Raw genomic sequence first — 20721 nt, 5'->3', positions numbered from 1 at the left:
CGATGCTCAACGACCTGACCGGGGTATTCGGAGGATAAAGGGGGGCAATTCCACGTCCCATTTATGGCAGATTCAGTGGTATTATTCACGGAAGGATTCATCTGCAATCGTGTTTAATTGAGGTAAAGGATGAGTAAAGTTGCCACCGCGAAGCAAAAGGAAGTTCAACGCATCGTGGACGCGTTATCCATTGCTATCGCTCAACATCGCCTGAAGCCTGGCATGCGGCTGGTGGAGGCGCAAATTGTTGAGGTACTAAAAGCCAATCGTAATCATGTGCAGGCAGCTCTACAGCGCATGGCGTTGCTGCATATTGTCACTATTGAGCCGAATCGAGGCGCAATGGTTGCACAGCCTGAAGCACGTGAAGCGCGTGAGATTTTCACTGCGCGTCGCGCCATTGAAAGCGCGATTGTGGGGAGTATCACGCCCGCCGATATTGCACGTTACCGGGATGATATTGATGCCCAGCAAGACGCGGAGAAAAGGGCGGCAACGCGCGAAGATCGTCGCGATATCGTGCGGGAGTTGAGTCACTTTCATCTTTTACTGGGAACCGTAAGCGGAAATAAGGTCCTGAGCGAGATTTTATCTAATCTGATGGTACGCAGTTCACTTATCGTTGCGCTTTATCAGCGAAATGACATTCCTTCCTGCCAGTGTGCTGAACATGGTGCGATCATAGAAGCATTAGACGCGGGCGATCCAGCACGCGCTCAGGCGATCATGATTGATCACCTGAACGAGCTGGAACAGCAGTTAGATCTCAATGATTCCGCATTCGATGACCTCAACTTACACCAGGCGCTGCTTGCCGATTAACGCAGCAGGCGTGCGGATGGGCGTTCAAAGGTTTGACGCCCGGCCTTAAATCCCATAACGGGTGGTGCAATTTCCGCGATGATATCGCTGGCCGCGGCAACATCAAACACGACGAAATCTGCACGGCAGCCCGGTGACAGGCCGTAATCGGGCAGGCGCAATATTTTGGCTGAGGCCGTTGAGATCCACGCCAGGCATTGCAGCATATCGGCCTGTGTACCCAACTGGCCGATATTGGCGAATAAATTTGCCTGGCGCACCAGTGATGCGTCGCCAAATGGTGTGAACGGATTGCCGATATTATTGCTGGATAACGAACAGGTCACGCCGTTTGCCGCCAGCGTGTCCAGAGGGGCCACGCCGCGGGGTTTAAGATGAAAATGTTCGCGTCCGGTGAGGAACAGATCCGTTGCGGGTAACGCTGTAACCTGCACGCCCGCCAGCGCCAGCTCCCTGGCCAATGAAACCAATTCTGGTTTATCCAGCGTCGACAGCGACGTGACATGTCCAACCGTCACCCGCCCGGCCATATCCCAACGGCGGGTCTGCGCGATGACACTGCCGATCAGACTTGCATGAGGATTGAGATCGAAATCCAGATGGAAATCGAGATCCACTTGCCATCTATTCGCCAGTGTAAACAGGCGTTCAATTTGCCCTTGAGCATCGCTGTCGGTATAAGGACATCCACCGAGCAGATCGGCCCCCTGCTTCAGTGCCTCAATCAGTAGAGCTTCAGTGCCGGGATTGTTGAGCATGCCTTCCTGAGGAAAGACACAAATACTGAGATCGATAGCCCAGGCGTAATCTTGTTTAAGTCTTTTGATGGCGTTAAAGCCGGTGAGTCCAATCTGTGGATCGATCTCAACGTGGGTACGCATCCAACTGGTTCCTTGCAGGATCGCTTTTTCAATCACGCGTGCGCCACGCTGATAAACATCTTCTTCATCGAAAGTGGCTTTCGCCTTTCTGGTTTCACTGATCGCTTCGGCGAGCGTCCCCTCATGCAACAGGCAGCGTTGCATAATGCAGGCCTTATCGAGATGGATATGCGTTTCAATCAGGCCGGGGACCACCAGCTTTCCCGCCAGATCGAGGGTTTCAATCACGGTCGCTTCTTCAGCCAGGGCGTTAACAAAATACCCCCGTTCGATATACAGCGTTTGCAGCGTCATAGCATCTGGCAGGCGGGCATTAGTCAGTTTAAGCATGCTCATCCGTGTGCTCCTAAATATGCTTCAGCTAATCCACCTTTGGCCCGTAATGTTTTGGCATCGCCCTGGCTGACAATCTTGCCGGATTCCAGTACAAAGGCACGGTCAGCGATCTCCAGCGCAAGGTTAGCCATCTGATCGACCAAAAGCAGCGTGACACCATCGTCGCGCAGTCCGGCTAATGCATCATACAGTTCGCCGATCATCACTGGCGATAATCCGAGACTGGGCTCATCGAGCAGCAGGATTTTCGGTTGTGACATTAACCCCCGGCCAATGGCGACCATTTGTTGTTCGCCGCCTGACAGTAAACCTGCTGGCTGATGGAGACGCTCACGCAGACGAGGAAAACGTACCAGAATCTCCTCAATGCTGGCCTGTTTATCCATGACGTTCTGGCAGGAATAGCTGCCGAGCAGCAGGTTATCGAGCACAGATAACTGCCCGAAAACCTGACGGCCTTCAGGGACCAGTGCCAGGCCCATTTTAGCGATTTGGCTGGCGTCGGCCTCGCGAATGGACCGATCATTAAGATAGATACTGCCCGAGCGGGCAGGATGGAGGCCGGCCAGGCAGTTCATAATGCTGGATTTCCCCGCACCGTTCGCGCCAAGGATCGCAACGGTTTCACCGGGATAGACGGTTAAACTTACCTGCTGAACAACGGGGGCTGCACCATAATCCAGCGTCAGCTCATGTAAAACCAGTACCGGATCGTGGGTATTCACGCGCGCCGTCCGCCGCGGTTGAGCACGGTAATCTGTTCCGCCGAGATAAGCGGCGATAACCTGCGGATTGCGCTGGATGGCGCCCGGCTCACCATAGGCCAATGGTTTACCGGCATCCAGAACCTGTAAGCGGTGACATACCGACATCACCAGCGGCATATCGTGCTCGACCAGTACGATCGCCAGACCGAAATTGGCCAACTGGCGTAACAAACCGGTCAATATATCAGTCTCTTCGCGGCTTAATCCGGCCGCGGGTTCATCCAATAGCAGGACGGCCGGATTTAGTGCCAGGGCTCGAGCAATTTCAACCAGGCGCCGATCGACGTGCGGCAGATCATCTGCGGGGGTATTGACCGAGCCACGAAAGCCCACCAGCGACAGCAGCGACAGTGCCAGTTGCTGTTGCTCCGTACTGGCCCGTTGCCAGGGGCGTCCCATTTTCCCCTGCTGTAATGCCACCAGTAGATTTTCCAGCACGCTCAGTTCACCAAACAGCTGTGTGGTTTGATAGGTGCGGGCAATGCCTGCCCGCGCAATTTTCCATGCCGGTTGCCCGCGAAGATCCTGCTGCAGGCGAATGGCACCGCCGTCAGCTTGATAGAAGCCACTAATCATATTCAGAACGGTGGTTTTCCCGGCACCATTGGGGCCAATCAAGCCTAAAATCGTGCCGGGATCGACGTGAAAGCTCACGCCTTTGGCCGCCTGGACGCCACCAAAACGGATGCCGATATCGCTGACCTGTAAACCGGTTCTCTGACGTGCGCCAAAGTGTGCCTCAAGACAATCGCGATCCGGCATTGCGGGTGCTAACCGGGATTCAGGTCGGGAAAACCAGCGGGCCAGGGTGCCAAGTATGCCTTTAGGCGCCAGCCAGAGAACGCAAAGCAGGAGTAGTGAAAAAATCAGCAAACGGTACTCTGCAAAGGTCGCCAATAATTCCGGCAACACCACAATCAGCAACGCGCCCAGGACGGGTCCTAATAAAGTGCCGCTACCGCCGATGACTACCGCCAGAACAAACAGAATGGATTGTGAAAAAGGAAATGAGTCGGGATTAATAAACATCATCAACGGTGCGACCAACGCGCCCGCTGCACTGGTCAGCATCGCTGACAGGGCAAAGGCAAGGGTCTTACTGACTGTGGGGTTAAAGCCGAGTGAACGAGCGGCAATTTCACTTGCTTTGACCGCGCGCATCGCCAGTCCCCACTGACTCTGGTGCAGGCGGGCATAGAAAAGAAGGGCGAGAACCATGAGCAGCGCGCAGCTCACGGCCAGCCCAATGGCGGGATCCAGCCCGTCGAAATCGGGCATCGGGATCCCCATCAGGCCATTTGATCCGCCCGTAACATCACGCCACTCGATGAGAATATGGCGCACGACGAGTGCAAAGGCGATAGTGATCATCGCGAGCCAGGGGCCCGTCACGCGCAGCGCTGGAATCGCCAGCAGTGCGCCGAGCCCGCCCGCCACGAGCGCCGCAATACAGAGGGCGAAGCCCAGTGGCATACCTGATATCGTTAAACCCGCTGAGAGATAGGCGCCAATCGCATAAAAGGCGATATGACCAAATGAAATTTGACCGCTCAGACCGACTAAAATATTCAGTCCAACGGCCACTACCACGGCCAGCGCGCACAGTGACATGACCAGCAGCGCATAACTATCAAGCCAGAAAGGTAACGCCAGACCAAGTATTGCCAGAAGCATTAAAAAAAGTGGATTAAGCGAAACGTTTTTCTTCACACCTTCACCCTCAGTTTGTGACCAAATAGCCCGTCGGGCCGCAGCGCAAGTGCCACGATAACCAGCGAAAACGTAAATATTTGCGTGAATGCAGAGCCGAAATAGAGGGTGACCAGCGCTTCAGCCAGTCCGAATAACAGGCCAGATATATAAATGCCGCCGGCACTGGTCAAACCGCCAAGTATGGCGACGGCAAAGGCTTTCAGGCCGAACAGCGTCCCCATATCGCTGTTGATATTAAACAGTGGGGCGATCAGCATGCCTGCCGTGCCGGCAAAAAGCGTGGAAACGGCGTATGCGGTAGCGATCACTAAACTCACGCGGATGCCCATGAGCCGTGCGGCCCGTGGATTTTGTACGCAGGCTTCCAGCACTTTACCCAGAGTGCTGTATCGGCGAACCAGAGCCAGTAAAAGCACGATGATTAAACCGATAGCGGGAATCAGCAGGCTAAATAGCGCGACAGAATGACCAAAAATATCAATGCTGAAATCCGTACCAGGAAACTGACGCGGTTCTTTACCGAAGGTAAACATGGCAATGTTATCCACCAGAATACCGCCTGCAACGGTGGCCATTAACCAGGCGTCCGAATCTTTGCTGTGGAAGGGGTGGATTAATAAACGCTCAATGATCAAGCCGAACAGGGCGCAAACCAGTAAGGTCATCGGTATCGCCAAAAGTAGCGGCCAGCCAAACGTGATACTCAGCGTATAGCAGACGGTGGCACCGACCATCATGGCACTTCCCTGAGCAAAATTAAGCGTGCGCGACACGATCCAGGTGATATGGAAACCCAGCGCCAGTAGCGCGTACATACTGCCAAGATTCAGGCCGGTTGAAAGGGCGGTACTCCACATAGCAGTGCTCCTGAGCGCGGCGAGTGTTTATCTCGCCGCAAGCGAGTTAAGGATTAGCGGGAACAATTTGCTCGCCAATGAAATGGGCAAAAACGTAATCTTTTGCCCCCAGGGCGTCATGCTGTTGTGGTGTGAAGGGGTGCTGATAATGCTTGATCAGACCATCATAATCGTCGATTTTGTAAAACCCATCGCGTACTGATTTACCGTTCAGGTCATCTGCTTTTGCCATGGCAAGTGCGGCCAGATGCATGGCGTCGTAGGCATTAGCGATGCCGACGGCGGGCGTAACATCCGCCAGCGTTTTGATTTGTGGATACTGTTTTTTCAGTGCGCTGAGTACAGTCTCGCCTTTAGGCGTATTGTGATCGGTGAATAGAAAGGTCTGAATGAAGGTCACGCGATCGGCGCCCGGCCCGGCCAGTTCGCTAAAACGGCCTCCTGCGGGGCCCCAGTGTGATACCACCGGTACTTGCCAGCCCATTTTGTGCAGGGATTTCACCACCTGTGCGGATGGCCCCACGTTGCCCACCATCAGCAGCGTATCTGTGCCAGCACTTTTTAGCCGCGTCAATTGCGGCACAATATCCACATCACTTTCCTCAATGCGCTCTACGCCAGCGACAGGGATTTGCCGTCGGGTCAGTGCTGCACGAAAGCCTTTTTCATTAGATTCACCCCAGGGGTTATTAACCAGAATCATGCCGGGTTTTTTCATGCCAGCGTGGGTAACGCCATAGTTCACCAGCGCTTCATCGACCATTTCATCGACCGCCGAGACGCGGAAGGCGTAGTTATCTTTGGCGCCGTTATGGGTAATGCCCGTACCGGCCGCCCAAATACCCATAAAAGGGGTTTTTAACTGATTGGTTAAAGGGACGATCGCCAGGGAGACCGGCGTATCAAGTCCACCAAACAGCACCGTCACTTTTTCGCGTTGAATCAATTCGCGTGCGGCCAGCATCCCCTTACCGGGATTGCTTTCATCATCCCGGCGTACTAATTCGAGGGGACGTCCTTTCACGCCCCCGGCTGCATTGATCTCATTAATCGCAATGGTCAAACCACGGGTTAAGGCTTCGCCAGATTTTGCCGATTGGCCTGACAGCGCGGCCACCAAACCGACTTTTATTGGTTCACTGGCAGCCAGTGCATTGAATGAAAGAGCCGTACACAGCGTGACAGTAGCTACCCGCTGCAACCATTTACCGGAAGTGCGTTTTTGTTTCATTTTGACGCCTCGCATATTGCTAGCTATTTTGTTTTTATTTCTAGCAATTTCGATGCCAGTTTATTATTCGCGTTGCGCCGCCGCGGTATCGCGTCGTTTATCCACAGAATAATGGGAGGGCTATGCGCTATATTGGTGCTGCTTGCGCCAGCAAAGGGCGAGGCAACGCTTGCGCGGTACTGGCCACCCCGGTTGTGTAAAAACAGGGGATACTGTGCGTAAAATGAGAAGCGTGGGGGGGAGTTGTTTGTTATGGGAGCTTGTTTGCAGGTGAAAAGAGAGTGAAGTTGCAAAACAAATTTTGCGCAGGCTAACAGCGTAAAATATCGATAATTACAAACCGGCCAGAAAGCGTCTTAACGTGGGCGTTTTACGTTTCAATCGGACCAGAAATATCAGCCTGCGTATAGCGAGAAAAATGGTGAAATATGGGCGACATGGCTGTCGCCCATCATAGCATCAGAAATTATAACCGACGACCAGGTAGTAACCCCAGCCGGTCGATTTCACCTCAAATGGCCCATTACCGAAGTTCAGCTCAGTACCATCCGACCATTGTCCGCCGTTATGGAAATAACGAGCGACCACGGAATAGTGCCAGCGATCATAGCCCAGCGAGAGGATATGGCTAGAAGCGATAGAGTTATTGGTGCGCGCATCGCCGGCTTTATCCCGCAAATCCGAGCCAAAATCGAAGTTAGTGAAGCTGATATAATTCAGACTACCGCCCCACAGCGTAGTGAGAGGCAGGAAGTATTTGATTTTGAAACGATAGCCATCCCAGCTATTTTCGTTAGGCGCGCCATAGTTTTCCCACTGATATTTCGCATAAATATTTGCGGAAAGCGCCAGCTTTGTGCCGGTATCGATATCCGTACCCAACCCCATAAACCAGGTATTCTGGCGGTTATCGTTATTGCGGCCCATATCGTAGATATAGTTGTTGGCAAAATACCACTCTTTGAACGGGCCGAAGCTCAGATCGGTACCGGTGAGTTTATCAATCGAGAAACGTGGCTCGATTTCCATAAACAGCGGTGAGCCTTTATCCCAAATGCCGCGATCGGGGGTATTACCCGCACCAAAGAATTTGGGCACATCAATGTAGCCGTAAAAGTCGAACCAATCCTTATGGGCAAACGCTTCGTATTCCAGATACACATCGTTGTTCAGTTGGGGTCCGAATCGTGTGTGGTAGCTACCCACCACGTTGACGCTTTGGTGCCACCAGTCTGAGACATACTGTGTGTCGTTTGTTTCTGCAAGTGCAGACGCACTGTATGACATTGCCATCAGTGTGCCTGCTGCCATCAACATTTTAGTTTTCATTTTATTACCACATGCAATGTGACCATTCTTTGTTCGCATGAACGATGGTCTTGTTGTGTATTCCCTAAAGGACGGGAGTGTGAATGTTGTCTTCACGAAACGGGATAAACGCTGCTGAAGCGTGCCCGCGCATCGTGCCTAAATCCAGCAGACAGAAAATAGATATTTGTCACATTTGTCAAAGTTTGTTTCATTTCAATTTCGCTGATATGTGACGTAAATCACAAAACATGGCCCTGGGCCGTAGAACGAGGCTGGGCGCGGATATATCCATCATTTTTCCCTATGGGTAATCGTTTGCGTCGATACGCTAATTTCTCCTGTTGATTGCATGTCTATGTTATTAAATTGGGTAGCCACCCATTAATGTTAATGCCACTTATTCTGGAGCGTTTCGCATGAAAAAAATGCTTTTCCCTGTCCTGATTGCACTGGCCGGTATAAGTACGTCTGTCTTTGCCGAACAGCAATTGCGTTTTGGTGTGGATCCAACATTTCCCCCGTTCGAATCTAAAGCTGCGGACGGTACGTTACAGGGTTTTGATATTGATATCGGGAATGCGATTTGCCAGCAGATGAAGGTGAAATGCGTATGGGTTCGGACAAGTTTTGACGGCATGATCCCGGCTTTAAAGGCGCGTAAGTTCGATGCAATCCTGTCATCGATGGCCATGACGGATAAGCGGCGAGAGCAAGTGGCGTTCAGTCATATGTTATACAACACCCCCAGCGCACTGGTGACCAAAAAGAATAGCGGATTATCACCGGATGTAAATTCGCTAAAGGGGAAAGTGGTGGGGGTAGCGCAGGGAACAACACAGGAAACGTATGCTAAAGCGCGCTGGGAGAATAAAGGTGTGGACGTCGTTTCTTACCAGAATCAGGACGAGATTTACCCCGATCTGGCTTCGGGACGTATCGATGCCACCTTAACCAGCGCGGCATCGGCTGCAACCGGATTTCTGAAAACCGATCAAGGCCAGGCTTTTGCTATAAGTGGCAATACGCTGTTTGACAAAGCATATTTTGGCGAAGGTGTCGGGGTGGGGCTGCGCAAAGATGATGAAAAAAATGTGGTGCTGATTAATCGCGCGTTGGCCATTCTGCACGAAAAAGGCGTTTATGAGGCGTTAACGAAGAAATATTTTACCTTTGATGTTTACCACATTGAATAGTTGAGCAGAAGAATTATCCCGGGCCCGCCAAACGACGTCCGGGCGAGTTTGTGATAATGACATCTCTGACTGCATGCACGCCAGCGTGAGCCCGCTTCTTACCGCCAGCACTTGCCTTTACTTGACCTCTTTATTTTTGTGGGTATATAAATGTATGGAGGTGCTTTAGCGTAATGCGTAAAGGAACACTTCTTAAAGATCAATAAGTAACAGGAAAAGGATATCGAAATGAAAATAAAAGCGATCGTTACAGTGATGGTGGCCTGCGGTTTATTGTATGTCCCTACTGCGGTGAATGCATTGCAGAGTTCGGGGTTTCTCACCGCAGAAACGGCACCAGATAGCCTGGCGATTTTGCCGCCGCCACCTGCTGAAAACTCAGTCACCTTCCAGTCCGACAAAGCACAATATGAAGCTGGCCATGTTTTAAGGAACGCCGCACGGACGGAATTGGCTAGCAAAGATGCGGATTATAAGAATTTTGGGCAGGCATTTTCGGCGGCTTTTGGCATGGAAATATCTGAGAGCCATACTCCAGTGCTATATCATCTGCTGAGTGAGGTGCTACAGGATAGCCACGATTTTGCTATGCGTGGTGCTAAGGATCACTACAAAAGGGTGCGCCCTTTTGTCATCTATAAGGACAGTACCTGTACGCCAGATAAAGACAAATCGATGTCTACCACGGGATCTTACCCTTCAGGTCATGCCTCTTTCGGTTGGGCAGCCGCCCTGATTCTGGCAGAAATTAATCCCTCACGTGAGACGGAAATCATTCGTCGTGGTTATGACTTTGGTGAAAGTCGGGTTGTTTGTGGCGCTCACTGGCAGAGTGATGTGGAAAACGGACGTATCATGGGAGCGACTGTTGTGGCATCACTGCATGCGAACGCAAAATTTGCGGAATTGCTGAGCCAGGCCAAAAATGAGTTTGCAACCTTAAGCGCGCAGGACAGCAAATAAGGCATTGGTGCAAAGATAAGGCGGGGCGTGTTTGTTTTATCAAATATGTTGTAAACAAGCGCGGCTTTGCCTTGCATAAGTTAATGGGGGCGGGTGTTTTATGACCTCAGATAATAGCGGATACAGACAGTAATCTGCTTATAATTCCCGCACCCCAATGTCGGCAGCACATTGTTGCCATTGCAGGATGACATCATATTGCTGACGATCGACCTCGCTGAACCCGTTGATCAGAAGCGGGGCGCGAAGGTGATAATACTCGGGGCTATTGGCTATCTGGCGAAGGGCGTCGCGTAACGTAGCAAGCGCGGTGGCGGATGTTTCGGGGCCAGTAATCAAGGGTAACCCCGGCGTCGCTGGTGTTTGGCCAATAATTTTTAGCTGCCGAATAGTCTGTGGAGAATGGCGTTGCAGCAGAGCAAAGGTGACACAATCAATTGCCGCAATATCCGCTGTACCTTGCTGAACTGCAAGCAAGGATTGCCGGTGACTCCCGCTAAAAAGTACCGTCTCAAAAAAGTGTCCCTGTTGGCTTAATGGCGCAACCACCATACGCAATGCGTTATAACCTGATTGTGAATCTGCGCTGTTACATATGACCCGACGATGTCTGAAATCCGCCAGTGTGGTCCCCGGATCCGCCTCTCTGGCTACCAGGACGCTACGGTAATGTATCCCTTCACAGCCAGGCGCAGCATAATGAAAGCAACCGATAAGTTGTACGTCAGGCAGGCGAGTCACTAAAGGATAGCCGCAGGTTTGGCTCAGGAGTAACGTTGGATCCTGCCAGTGTACAAGCAAATCATCGGGCCACCGTAATGGCAGATTGTTTTCAACAATCCTGGACTCTGCCAGCCTCTCCCTCAGTGCCAGCCACAATGCCTCGACATCCGCAGGGATAACGGCATACATGGGTAATGCAACATTAGTTCTCATCAGCATCGACAGCCTTTTGCGCGCGTAAAGTCATCGGGTGAATCTTGACATCCACTGGCGTAAACAGAAATCGGCGTAGCCATTCACGATATCCATGGGCTACAAACCGCTGATTTAATTGCAAGTATTCCTCGCGATACCTGAGATAAACTTTACGCAACGCAAACCAGGGAACGCCCGGTAGATTATGGTGCACTGCGTGATAATTCAAATTAAGAAACAGCAGGCGCCACGGCCATGAGGCTTCGGTGATAACCGATCGCGCCTGTGGATCATCCGCTGCGCGATGCTCAAGAAAAGAACGAATTTTGGTCAGGCTCAGAGCCGGATAACTGACGGCCAGTAAAAAATAGCATACTGAAAAATCGCAGTGATGTATCCACTGTAGGACCAACAGCAACAATGCGCCATGAATGAGCCACATGATAATGGCACGTCGGTCGCGCTGACGAAACGCGACAACCATAGTGCCCAGCGTCTGAACAATATCAAATGTCGGGCCAAGTATCACCCGGCCGGGCAGGGTATTCCTGATGGTGATAATCCGTTGCTGCCAGCGCGGAAAACGTTGCCAGCGCTCGTCAGAAAAGTAGTAGGTTTCCGGGTCTTCATCGGGATGTGTCAGATATTGTTCGCGATGATGTTGCAGGTGGGCGTCACGATACAAACCAAAGGGATACCAGATAGCCAGCGGCATCAGTCCCAGCAACTGATTAAATCGCGGTGAACGCGTGGGGTGCCCGTGGATTAATTCATGCTGCAACGACATATACCAAGTGGTAAACCACAGAAGTAATAGCGTCGCGGGGAGAAGGCCTAGTGCTTTCCAGTATGCCAGGGTAACGAACCAGCCGCCGTAAATGATCGGCAGTAATAGCCATGTGGGGAGTTCACTGCGCCAGAGCCAGGACTGTGATAATTGATGAATATCTTCACGCTGTGACTGATGTAAATAAGATGCACCTTTTTTGGCTGTCACGATCCACCATTCTCTATCACTATTATTCTTAATAAGTGACAAAAATGAAGGGGATAGCAACAAATCACAACGTATTTAATAAGCATTGCTTTGCAGAAAAATAGCTATGCTTATTATGCGTCAGGCCCCCTGACAATAAAAAACAGAGGCCATTACGCCTCTGTCAGATAGGGAGCACGTTCATATCAGAGAAAACACGATTGTGTGGCTCTCAATGAGTGGGAGCAAGCGCATCCCACTCTGTAGCCGCTCGCGGTTCTTCAGGATACCGGGCTGGCGTGATGGCGATATTTCTCAATGGAAGAAGCATACATCTCGATCGAGAATCCCGGCGCCTGTGGTGGCATGTATGCCGCTCCGTTAATCACGCAAGGTTCGACAAAGTGTTCGTGCAGGTGGTCAACATATTCGATAACCCGGCCTTCGTGAGTGCCAGCGATACACAGATAATCGATCATCGACAGATGCTGAACGTATTCGCACAATCCCACTCCGCCCGCATGCGGACAGACCGGCAGTTGATATTTCGCCGCCATCAACATGACGGCCAGAACCTCATTAACCCCCCCCATCCGGCAGGCATCAATTTGTACCACATCAATGGCTTCCCGCATGATGAACTGCTTGAACATAATGCGGTTCTGGCACATTTCACCGGTTGCGACCTTTACAGGTGCAACGGCCTGACGAATGCGGCGATGTCCTTCAATATCATCCGGGCTGGTGGGCTCTTCGATAAACCACGGATTAGCAAAGGCCAGTGCCTTAACCCAGGGAATAGCATCGTTGGTTTCCCACACCTGATTGGCATCGATCATTAACTTACGATCGGGACCAATAACTTCACGAGCAATACGTACCCGGCGAATATCATCTTCCAGGTCACGTCCTACTTTTAGTTTCAGATAATTGAAGCCAGCATCCACGGCCTCTTGGCAGAGACGGCGTAGTTTTTCATCCGGATAGCCAAGCCAGCCTGCTGAAGTGGTATAGCAGGGAAAGCCTTCGGCCAGCAGTTTTTCAATGCGCTGTGCTTTATTGTCTGCCCGTTGTTGTAGCAACGTGAGCGCTTCTTCTGGCGTAATGCAGTCAGTGATATAGCGAAAATCAATACAGCGCACCAGTTCCTCGGGCGACATATCGGCAACCAGTCGCCACAGGGGTTTACCTGCGGCTTTACTCCACAGATCCCATACTGCATTAACGACTGCACCGGTAGCCAGGTGGATAGCGCCTTTATCGGGACCAATCCAGCGTAGTTGGCTATCGTTAGTAAACTCACGCCAGAACTTGCCCATATCAGCGGTAATATCAGCAAGGCGACGCCCGACAATTAAATGTTCCAGGGCGCTGATAGCAGCACAGCAGACCTCGTTACCACGACCAATGGTAAACGTCAGGCCGTGACCCCGCAGGGCACTGTTATCCGTTTCTAAAATCACATACGCGGCTGAGTAGTCGGGATCGGGATTCATGGCATCTGAGCCATCAAGCGCCAACGACGTTGGGAAGCGTATGTCTTCAACACGTAATGCTGTGATAGTGGTCATGTGCCACGCTCCAGTATCTTAAGGTCATTGTCTTTAGGATAAAATGGTGGCTAAGCCTGTATGGTTTTTTGGCACTGCTCGCCTAACCCCTCGATACCCAGACGCATTACCTGTCCGGCACGTAGATATACCGGGGGCTTTTGGCCCATCCCCACGCCAGGGGGCGTACCGGTAGAAATAACGTCACCCGCTTGCAGACTCATAAAGCGGCTCAGGTAGCTGACGAGTTCCGGAACTTTGAATATCATGGTGCTGGTACTGCCGTTCTGGTAGCGTTTACCATCGACCTCGAGCCACATATTCAACTGATGTGGATTAGGAATTTCATCCGCGGTCACCAGCCATGGCCCGGTAGGTCCAAAGGTGTCACAGCCTTTTCCCTTATCCCAGGTGCCTCCGCGTTCTGTCTGAAATTCGCGTTCTGACACATCGTTAATTACGCAATAACCCGCCACGTGTGACATGGCATCAGCTTCGCTGATATAACGCCCGCCCGTGCCGATGACGATGCCAAGTTCTACTTCCCAGTCGGTTTTTACCGAATCGCGGGGGATTTCTACATCGTCATTGGGTCCAACGATGGCGCTGGTCCATTTATTGAAAATAATCGGTTCTTTGGGGATCTCAGCGCCAGTTTCCGCAGCATGATCGGCGTAGTTCAGACCAATGCAGATAAATTTTCCGATCTGCCCAACGCAGGCACCGATACGCGGTTGCCCCTCAACGATCGGTAAACTGTTTGGATCCAACTGGCGCAGGCTATCCAGCGCTGCAGGATTTAAAAACTCACCGCTGATATCGTTGATGTGTGCGGAGAGATCGCGCAGCGTGCCATTCTCGTCCAGTAAGGCCGGGCGTTCTTTACCTGCGGGTCCGTAACGTAACAATTTCATCTGAAAATCCTTGTGTTGATATAAAGCGGATAAGGTGGGCGTTAGTTGCTCCAGCCGCCATCAATAATATTGATTGTGCCGGTAGTAAAGGAGCTTGCATCTGAGGCGAGGTAAAGCGCCAGTTGCGCGATTTCTTCCGTTTTTCCGATGCGGCCAATGGGCTGACGTGAGACAAAAGCGTTGTAAACCTCCTCTTCACTACGGCCCTCAGTCGCCGCCTGGACGGCAATACGCTGGCGTAGGGAAGGGGATTCCACCGTACCGGGACAAATCGCGTTACAGCGGATACCTTGGGTAACGTAATCGGCGGCGACCGAGCGGGTCAGGCCAATAACGGCTGCTTTTGAGGCGCTGTAAGCAAAGCGGTTTGGTACACCTTTAATGCTTGACGCTACCGAAGACATATTGATGATTGAGCCACGATTACGTTCCAGCATCGCGGGTAAAAAAGCACGAATAGTATGGAACATCGCGGTAACGTTGAGATCGAGCGCAAACTGCCATTCACGTTCGCTACAGGTAAGGATATCGCCGCTGTGTACCACGCCTGCACAGTTGAAGAGGACATCGATTGGGCCGATGGTTTTCGCGGTCGCCTCGATAGCTTGTGCATTGGTAACATCCAGCACGCGAGCCTCAATACCCTGAATACCGCTGAGCGCGTCAATATTGATATCGGTAGCGATGACCTCAGCACCATGGCTGGCAAAAAGGGTTGCGGTATTAAAACCGATCCCTTGTCCGGCGGCGGTGATCAATACTTTTTTACCTGTCAGGTTCATGCTTGCTCCTGGAGTGATTTGAGAGTATTACGGTCTAATGGTCAGTCCATTAGTGGCGAAAAAAAAGCGCTTTACGCCAGATTCTTTTTGCTAAGATGCTTGATGAATACCCTATTGAATGCTTTTTTGTATTTAACTAATTCATTACATGACTCATGCAAATCAGCAAGATTTTTGTCGCATAAATGCCAGCTGAATCGCTTAATTAATAAAATGCCGCAGGTGAAATATGCCGATAAAGAAATTAGAAAATCCAAGGATTTACAGGCAAATAGCCGATCAGCTTAAAACGTTAATCGATAATAAGGAATTTCCACCAGGCAGCCGCTTACCGGCTGAACGTGAACTGGCCAGCCAACTGCAGGTAAGTCGGGCATCGGTTCGCGAAGCTTTGATCGCGCTGGAGGTGATCGGACTGGTTGATGTTCGCGTCGGTAACGGGGTAATTGTGCGTGAGTCATCACCGCAGCCTACCGCTGTGTCGCAGGAGCCGGTGATGGCGAGAGCTGGGCGCAATCAGTGGGTGGATGTGGATGACGAGCTGAATATTGAGCTGGATTTCACGGCCGAACTGCCTCCTTTTTCACTGTTACAAACCCGGCGTTTACTTGAGCCTGAAACTGCCGCACTGGCGGCGCGACATGCATCACCAGAAGAACTAGCCGCTATCCGGCAGGCATATGAACAGAACTGCCGCGATAACCGTCAGGGATCGGCAACACATCCCGGAGACCGGCTGTTCCATATCCGAATTGCTCAGGCTAGCGGTAATCCGGCGTATGCCTTTATTATTGCGCATCTGCTGGGACATCGTTACGGCACCATGTTTCGTGCACTGCAGTTGCATTATGCGCCACAGGATATGCCTCATCGTTCTGAAATTGAGCACCTGGCGATCCTCAATGCGCTGGAGGCGCGCGATCCTCGGGCGGCTAAAAAGGCGATGAAAGAGCATATGGATGCAGTTATTGCTATTTTCGGACGGAGTTAGTTCAGGGGATATGCACTTAGCCAGGCTGCGTTGCCTGCGGGGCCCGCATCAGAGTACGGTTCAAAAGCACGCTCTGTGTTTTTGGTGCCATCCATGGCTCCACGTTCGCTGACGTCCCTCGTTTTAACTCAGCGAACGCGAATTTGGTGATTATTGCTCTACGGTCGCTTCAAGCGCAACGGCAGGCAGTTTGGGCTGAGAACGCTGCCATGCCGAGCCATAACGGGTGTATTGCGGCGGGACAGGCATTTCAACGTGCAGATCGTCCGCGGCGGTGCGTGCCCAGAAGGGGTCTTTCAGCATCTCGCGTCCTACAAGTACGATATCGGCACGCTGGTTTTGTAAAATTTCTTCTGCCTGGCGTCCTGTTTCAATCAGGCCGACTGCACCTGTTTTAATACCCAGTTCACGTCGCAGTAACTCTGCTGCCGGCACCTGGTAGTTAGGGTAGGTGTTAACCTGGACCATCGCAATGCCGCCTGATGAACAATCGAGCAGGTCGATGCCTTGTTCTTTCATCCATTTCCCGTAAACCAGGAAATCTTCTGGGCGGTTGCCACCTTCTGCGTAGTCAGTTGATGAAATTCGCAGGAACAGTGGGCCCTGCCATTCGCTGCGCACGACGTCGATCACTTCGCGTACAATACGATAACGGTTTTCTACGCTGCCGCCGTACTCATCACTGCGTTTGTTTGCCAACGGAGAAAGGAACTGATTGAGCAGATAGCCATGAGCGCCGTGTATCTCAATCACGTCAAAGCCCGCTTCACGTGCACGTCGTGCACCCTGACGGAATGCTTCAATAACTTCTTTGATTTGAGCAATGCTCATTTCCTGTGGTACGCGAGATTCTGGTGTAAAAGGCACAGCTGAAGGTGCAATTGATTGCACGTTATCAAGACCCAGTTGGCGTCCCGCATGACCAATTTGTGCGCCGGCTTTCGCGCCAAAACGATGGATAGCATCCGTTACACGTTTCAGACCCTCGATATGGCTGTCACTCCAGATCCCGATATCGCCGGGGCCGATAGGGCCATTAGGCAAAACGGATGCGGTTTCCAGTATAACAAGGCCTGCACCACCTAACGCGCGAGCACCGTAGTGGATGACGTGAAAATCATTCACATGGCCATCGGCAGAAGCAGAATGCATGCACATTGGCGACATAGCGATACGATTACGGAATGTGGTGCCATTGATAGTGATGGGTTCAAACAATAACGCTGACATTTTTTTACTCCGAAAAGTGGTTGATATTTGACCCAGCCAAAGTAACATATGAACAATAATTGTGTATACGATAAAAAAAGTCCCATACGTACCTAAAGGTAACTAAGGAGTCATTATGAAAAAACTGAGGAATTATGGATCGGCTCCTGGCTGCTCGATGGAAGCAGCTCTGCACATCATGGGGGGCAAATGGAAGGGCGTTATCCTTTATCATCTGTTCAAGGATGGTACGCTGCGCTTCAGTGAGCTTCAACGTCATTTAGTTAGCATTAATCATCGGCTGCTGACCAAACAGCTCCGTGAGCTTGAGGAAGATGGCCTTGTCATTCGTCAGGTCTATCCTGTGGTTCCACCCAAGGTTGAATACTCGCTGAGTGACGAAGGCAAAGAACTCAACGGGCTAATGCTGGAGCTAAGTTTCTGGGGTAGAAAATGGCTCGAAAGAAGAGGTATGAAAACGGCGATGGAAGAGGATCTGGACGCGCTGAAAACTACCCTTGAAGAACAGGAACAAGTGTAATGAGGCAATGAAACCTGCCTCATTTATTGCTGGTTTCCCCTTTCTTACTGCGGCCTGGATTATTCAGAGGATAAACATCTGCCCTGAAGCATCCAGGTTCCTGCCTCAAGCCTATTCGTTACTTTTTTTGGCGGTTTAATCGGTTCAGCATACATTTTTTCATTTCGCTGTTTGGCAATGCCATCGGTTTGATGTAATCAACTGGTTAACAAAAAGTGTCGTTAGCTTTACGTTGTTAACATTAGTGTAACTCTGTACGCGGTATCGCTGAAGAATATGATAACGCCCGCTAATGCGGGACAATTTGCCACCTAAATGGCCTGACCATTAGTCCTTTAAGGGCATTGGATAATCATAATCTCCTGGACGTGTTAATTAAAAAAAGCCTTTGTTTAATAAAACGAGGCAATGATTATCCGGACCGTTTCACCGCAATAGGCATATGACGTCGGCCGTGCGGGGAGGTGTCATAAAGACCAGCGAATCATGACTCACGCTAAGTGCAGAAAAATTAAAAATACCGGCAAACGTAAGTAGCAGCGCATATTCATTGTATATGGGGATATGCCAGCGGATGTCGCTAATGATATTCAACTTGCCTGCTTGTTTAGCGCGGTACGGCGCCTTGAATCAACGCGAGGGATTTTATGAGTAACGTAATAGAAAAAGACGCGACGGTTTCAGTCAAAAAAGGTCTGTTCAAATTCCTGCCACGCGCGCATCCAATATCATGGCTGATGCTGTTGGTGACGACGCTGGCAATCCTGATGAACTCCGTCGATCGTTTGATTTTGCCAACGCTTATGCCCGCCATCATCCAGGAATTTCATTTAACCACCGTGCAGGCTGGTTGGCTTAATTCATTGAGTTTTGTCGGAACGTTCCTCGGTGCGCTGATCCTTGGCTTCGCTTCCGATTATATCGGGACTGGCTATAAGCGTGCTTATAGCTGGATTATCGCTGTATTAATTGAAATTGTTGCCGGTGTTGCCAGCGCTTTTAGCCGTTCTTATGGCCTGTTCCAGGCGCTTCGTGTTTTTATGGGACTCGGCAGCGGTGGATCGGAACCGATCAATGTCGCTTTAATCGGTGAATGGTGGCAAAAAGAGAACCGTGGTTTTGCGCTTGGCGTGCACCATACCGGTTTTCCCCTGGGGCAATTTATCGGACCGGTGCTCATTGGGCTGGTCATTGCGCTTACTTCATCATGGCGAAATGCGTTTCTGTTTATCCCACTGTTGGGGATACCCATCATTATTATTCAGCTCTGTATTGCAACAAAAAAGCGTCAGGACAAGGTATACAGCTGGATAGAAGAAAAGGGGATGACTCCCCCCGATGATGTCAGCCAATATGCGCGTCCATCCTTCAGGCAATCGCTGCTTAACGGACTGTCGTGCTTGAAAAATCGTAACTGCCTGGCGGCTATTGCCATTATCTTCTGTTTTATCTGGGCAGAGATGGGGATATCAACATTCCTGACGTTACAGCTTACCCAGGAAGTGGGGCTCAGTTTGGCGACCGCAGCGGTGATTTCAGGTGCGTCAGGTATTACCGGCTGGATTGGGCAAATTGGCTGGGGGAGTTTTTCTGATATGCAGGGCAGGAAGATGTGCCTGTGGATTATCACGGCAGGCTGGATTATCGCAACGCTAGCGTGCAACTTTATCACTTCGGCAACAAGTGGCTGGATAATCCTGATCGCATGGGGGCTGTTTCGTAATTCTCCTTTTCCCGTTGTTTATGCCCTTTTGATTGATTCGGCACCGAAAACAGCGGCATCCAGCATGGGATTGATGATTGGTCTGGCCGTGGGTAGCGCGGGTTTCCTGGTGGCACCTGTGGCGGGGTGGATCATTACCGACTTTGGTTTCACTGCCCATTATTTGGTGATCGCCGCCGTGTTAGTGGTGGGATGCATTCCACTCTATTTGGTGAAAGAGACGGTAATAAAATCGGTTCATTAATTGACGAGGTTTCTGGGATGAACAGCAGTATTCTTGACCTGTTAAACACTTATCGCATTGTGGATCTTACACATGCGCTGGAAGAAGATATGCCCGTATGGCCAACGCATCCTCGCTTCTTTATGAATGGCATTGAATCATTACATAAAGGAGATGAGGCATTTCTTAACCAGATTACGTTGGGAGAGCATTGTGGCACTCATGTTGATGCACCCGCTCACTTTGTTCCAGATGGCGAGACGATTGATCACATTGCGCCATTAAATCTGTTCAGTCAGGCGGTGAAAATTGATATGTCCGGTGCGCCCGCCAGCAGTTCACTGCCGCGTCAGCATATTGAGCAATGGGAAAAAGAGAATCGAGCGATTCAGGCTGATGATATCGTGATTTTCTATACCGGTTATGAAGATCGCTGGGCGCTACGGCCTAATCACCTTGCTTTCTTAAAAGACTGGCCGGGGCTATCCCGCGAAGCCGCAATGTACCTTGCAGACAAAGGGATACGCGCGGTGGGCACCGATGTGATGACGATCGATGCCTTCGTACACGAAGGCTATCCAGCACATGATGTTTTCCTGAATCGTAATATTTTAATCATTGAAAATCTGACGCAACTGCGTGACTTGCCTAATCAGTTTATCTTTCTTGCCATGCCATTGAAGATAAAAGGCGGTTCGGCTTCGCCGATACGGGCCGTCGCATTAATAGAGCACTAATTATATTCGCTTGATGGAAAGTAAAAAACGGGTCAGGTTGCCTGCCCGTTTATTCCCCTGTGATGTGGTCATTCCCCGGCGTG

General features: G+C 50.9%; 18 protein-coding genes. 7 read left to right on the top strand and 11 right to left on the bottom strand.

The window, feature by feature from the left end; genetic code table 11:
* Window positions 1-129 precede the first annotated feature (129 nt).
* Entirely contained in the window at window positions 130-822 is a 693-nt protein-coding gene (locus J1C60_RS16685) for a GntR family transcriptional regulator (protein WP_128175650.1), read from the top strand.
* On the opposite strand, the gene J1C60_RS16680 is transcribed toward J1C60_RS16685, so the two are convergent.
* The 5 genes from J1C60_RS16680 to J1C60_RS16660 all read right to left on the bottom strand — a co-directional run bounded on the left by J1C60_RS16680 (window position 819) and on the right by J1C60_RS16660 (window position 7936).
* Window positions 819-2039 (bottom strand): amidohydrolase family protein, encoded by a 1221-nt coding sequence (locus J1C60_RS16680; RefSeq protein ID WP_128175648.1) that lies wholly within the window; start codon window positions 2037-2039, stop codon window positions 819-821. The genes J1C60_RS16685 and J1C60_RS16680 overlap by 4 nt on opposite strands.
* A complete protein-coding gene (locus J1C60_RS16675; RefSeq protein WP_229655764.1) occupies window positions 2036-4516 on the bottom strand; it encodes a branched-chain amino acid ABC transporter ATP-binding protein/permease in 2481 nt (826 codons plus the stop codon). The genes J1C60_RS16680 and J1C60_RS16675 overlap by 4 nt, the downstream gene beginning before the upstream one ends.
* Complete coding sequence (locus tag J1C60_RS16670; RefSeq protein ID WP_128175646.1) at window positions 4513-5376, bottom strand: branched-chain amino acid ABC transporter permease; 864 nt, start codon at window positions 5374-5376, stop codon at window positions 4513-4515. Before J1C60_RS16670 ends, J1C60_RS16675 begins: the two co-directional genes overlap by 4 nt.
* 46 nt (window positions 5377-5422) lie before the next feature.
* The gene (locus J1C60_RS16665) at window positions 5423-6607 is read right to left on the bottom strand and encodes an ABC transporter substrate-binding protein (RefSeq protein ID WP_128175644.1); all 1185 of its coding nucleotides are present in this window, start codon (window positions 6605-6607) and stop codon (window positions 5423-5425) included.
* A 459-nt stretch (window positions 6608-7066) separates the two neighbouring features.
* Window positions 7067-7936: a nucleoside-specific channel-forming protein Tsx gene (locus J1C60_RS16660; RefSeq protein ID WP_128175642.1), complete on the bottom strand. Its 870-nt coding sequence runs from the start codon at window positions 7934-7936 to the stop codon at window positions 7067-7069.
* 398 nt (window positions 7937-8334) lie between these two features.
* On the opposite strand from J1C60_RS16660, the gene J1C60_RS16655 reads away from it, so the two are divergent.
* Window positions 8335-9111: an ABC transporter substrate-binding protein gene (locus tag J1C60_RS16655; RefSeq protein ID WP_128175640.1), complete on the top strand. Its 777-nt coding sequence runs from the start codon at window positions 8335-8337 to the stop codon at window positions 9109-9111.
* Window positions 9112-9339: 228 nt separating this feature from the next.
* The gene (locus J1C60_RS16650; RefSeq protein ID WP_164877266.1) at window positions 9340-10074 is read left to right on the top strand and encodes an acid phosphatase; all 735 of its coding nucleotides are present in this window, start codon (window positions 9340-9342) and stop codon (window positions 10072-10074) included.
* Window positions 10075-10212: 138 nt separating this feature from the next.
* On the opposite strand, the gene J1C60_RS16645 is transcribed toward J1C60_RS16650, so the two are convergent.
* The 5 genes from J1C60_RS16645 to J1C60_RS16625 all read right to left on the bottom strand — a co-directional run bounded on the left by J1C60_RS16645 (window position 10213) and on the right by J1C60_RS16625 (window position 15214).
* A complete protein-coding gene (locus J1C60_RS16645) occupies window positions 10213-11010 on the bottom strand; it encodes a phosphate/phosphite/phosphonate ABC transporter substrate-binding protein (RefSeq protein WP_128175639.1) in 798 nt (265 codons plus the stop codon).
* A complete protein-coding gene (locus J1C60_RS16640) occupies window positions 11000-11989 on the bottom strand; it encodes a fatty acid desaturase (protein ID WP_128175637.1) in 990 nt (329 codons plus the stop codon). Before J1C60_RS16640 ends, J1C60_RS16645 begins: the two co-directional genes overlap by 11 nt.
* 260 nt (window positions 11990-12249) lie before the next feature.
* Window positions 12250-13539, bottom strand: a complete 1290-nt coding sequence (locus J1C60_RS16635; protein WP_128175635.1) for an L-fuconate dehydratase — start codon at window positions 13537-13539, stop codon at window positions 12250-12252.
* A gap of 50 nt (window positions 13540-13589) precedes the next feature.
* Window positions 13590-14432, bottom strand: a complete 843-nt coding sequence (locus tag J1C60_RS16630) for a fumarylacetoacetate hydrolase family protein (protein WP_128175633.1) — start codon at window positions 14430-14432, stop codon at window positions 13590-13592.
* 41 nt (window positions 14433-14473) lie between these two features.
* Window positions 14474-15214 (bottom strand): SDR family oxidoreductase, encoded by a 741-nt coding sequence (locus J1C60_RS16625; RefSeq protein ID WP_128175631.1) that lies wholly within the window; start codon window positions 15212-15214, stop codon window positions 14474-14476.
* Between the two features lie 229 nt (window positions 15215-15443).
* Between J1C60_RS16625 and J1C60_RS16620 the strand changes: the two genes are divergently transcribed.
* Window positions 15444-16205 carry a FadR/GntR family transcriptional regulator gene (locus J1C60_RS16620; protein WP_128175629.1) on the top strand — a complete coding sequence of 254 codons (762 nt, stop codon included), beginning with the start codon at window positions 15444-15446 and terminating at the stop codon, window positions 16203-16205.
* Window positions 16206-16355: 150 nt separating this feature from the next.
* On the opposite strand, the gene namA is transcribed toward J1C60_RS16620, so the two are convergent.
* Window positions 16356-17435, bottom strand: a complete 1080-nt coding sequence (namA, locus tag J1C60_RS16615; protein WP_128175627.1) for an NADPH dehydrogenase NamA — start codon at window positions 17433-17435, stop codon at window positions 16356-16358.
* 115 nt (window positions 17436-17550) lie between these two features.
* On the opposite strand from namA, the gene J1C60_RS16610 reads away from it, so the two are divergent.
* The 3 genes from J1C60_RS16610 to J1C60_RS16600 all read left to right on the top strand — a co-directional run bounded on the left by J1C60_RS16610 (window position 17551) and on the right by J1C60_RS16600 (window position 20638).
* The gene (locus tag J1C60_RS16610; RefSeq protein WP_128175625.1) at window positions 17551-17955 is read left to right on the top strand and encodes a winged helix-turn-helix transcriptional regulator; all 405 of its coding nucleotides are present in this window, start codon (window positions 17551-17553) and stop codon (window positions 17953-17955) included.
* Between the two features lie 647 nt (window positions 17956-18602).
* Window positions 18603-19922 carry an MFS transporter gene (locus tag J1C60_RS16605; RefSeq protein ID WP_206612499.1) on the top strand — a complete coding sequence of 440 codons (1320 nt, stop codon included), beginning with the start codon at window positions 18603-18605 and terminating at the stop codon, window positions 19920-19922.
* Between the two features lie 17 nt (window positions 19923-19939).
* A complete protein-coding gene (locus tag J1C60_RS16600) occupies window positions 19940-20638 on the top strand; it encodes a cyclase family protein (protein ID WP_164877265.1) in 699 nt (232 codons plus the stop codon).
* Window positions 20639-20721: the final 83 nt, after the last annotated feature.

Origin of the sequence: [Pantoea] beijingensis (assembly GCF_022647505.1) — a bacterium.
In the GTDB taxonomy this organism is placed as follows: domain Bacteria; phylum Pseudomonadota; class Gammaproteobacteria; order Enterobacterales; family Enterobacteriaceae; genus Erwinia; species Erwinia beijingensis.
Note: the sequence above shows the minus strand (reverse complement) of the source record. Positions and strands in the feature narration are given on the sequence as shown.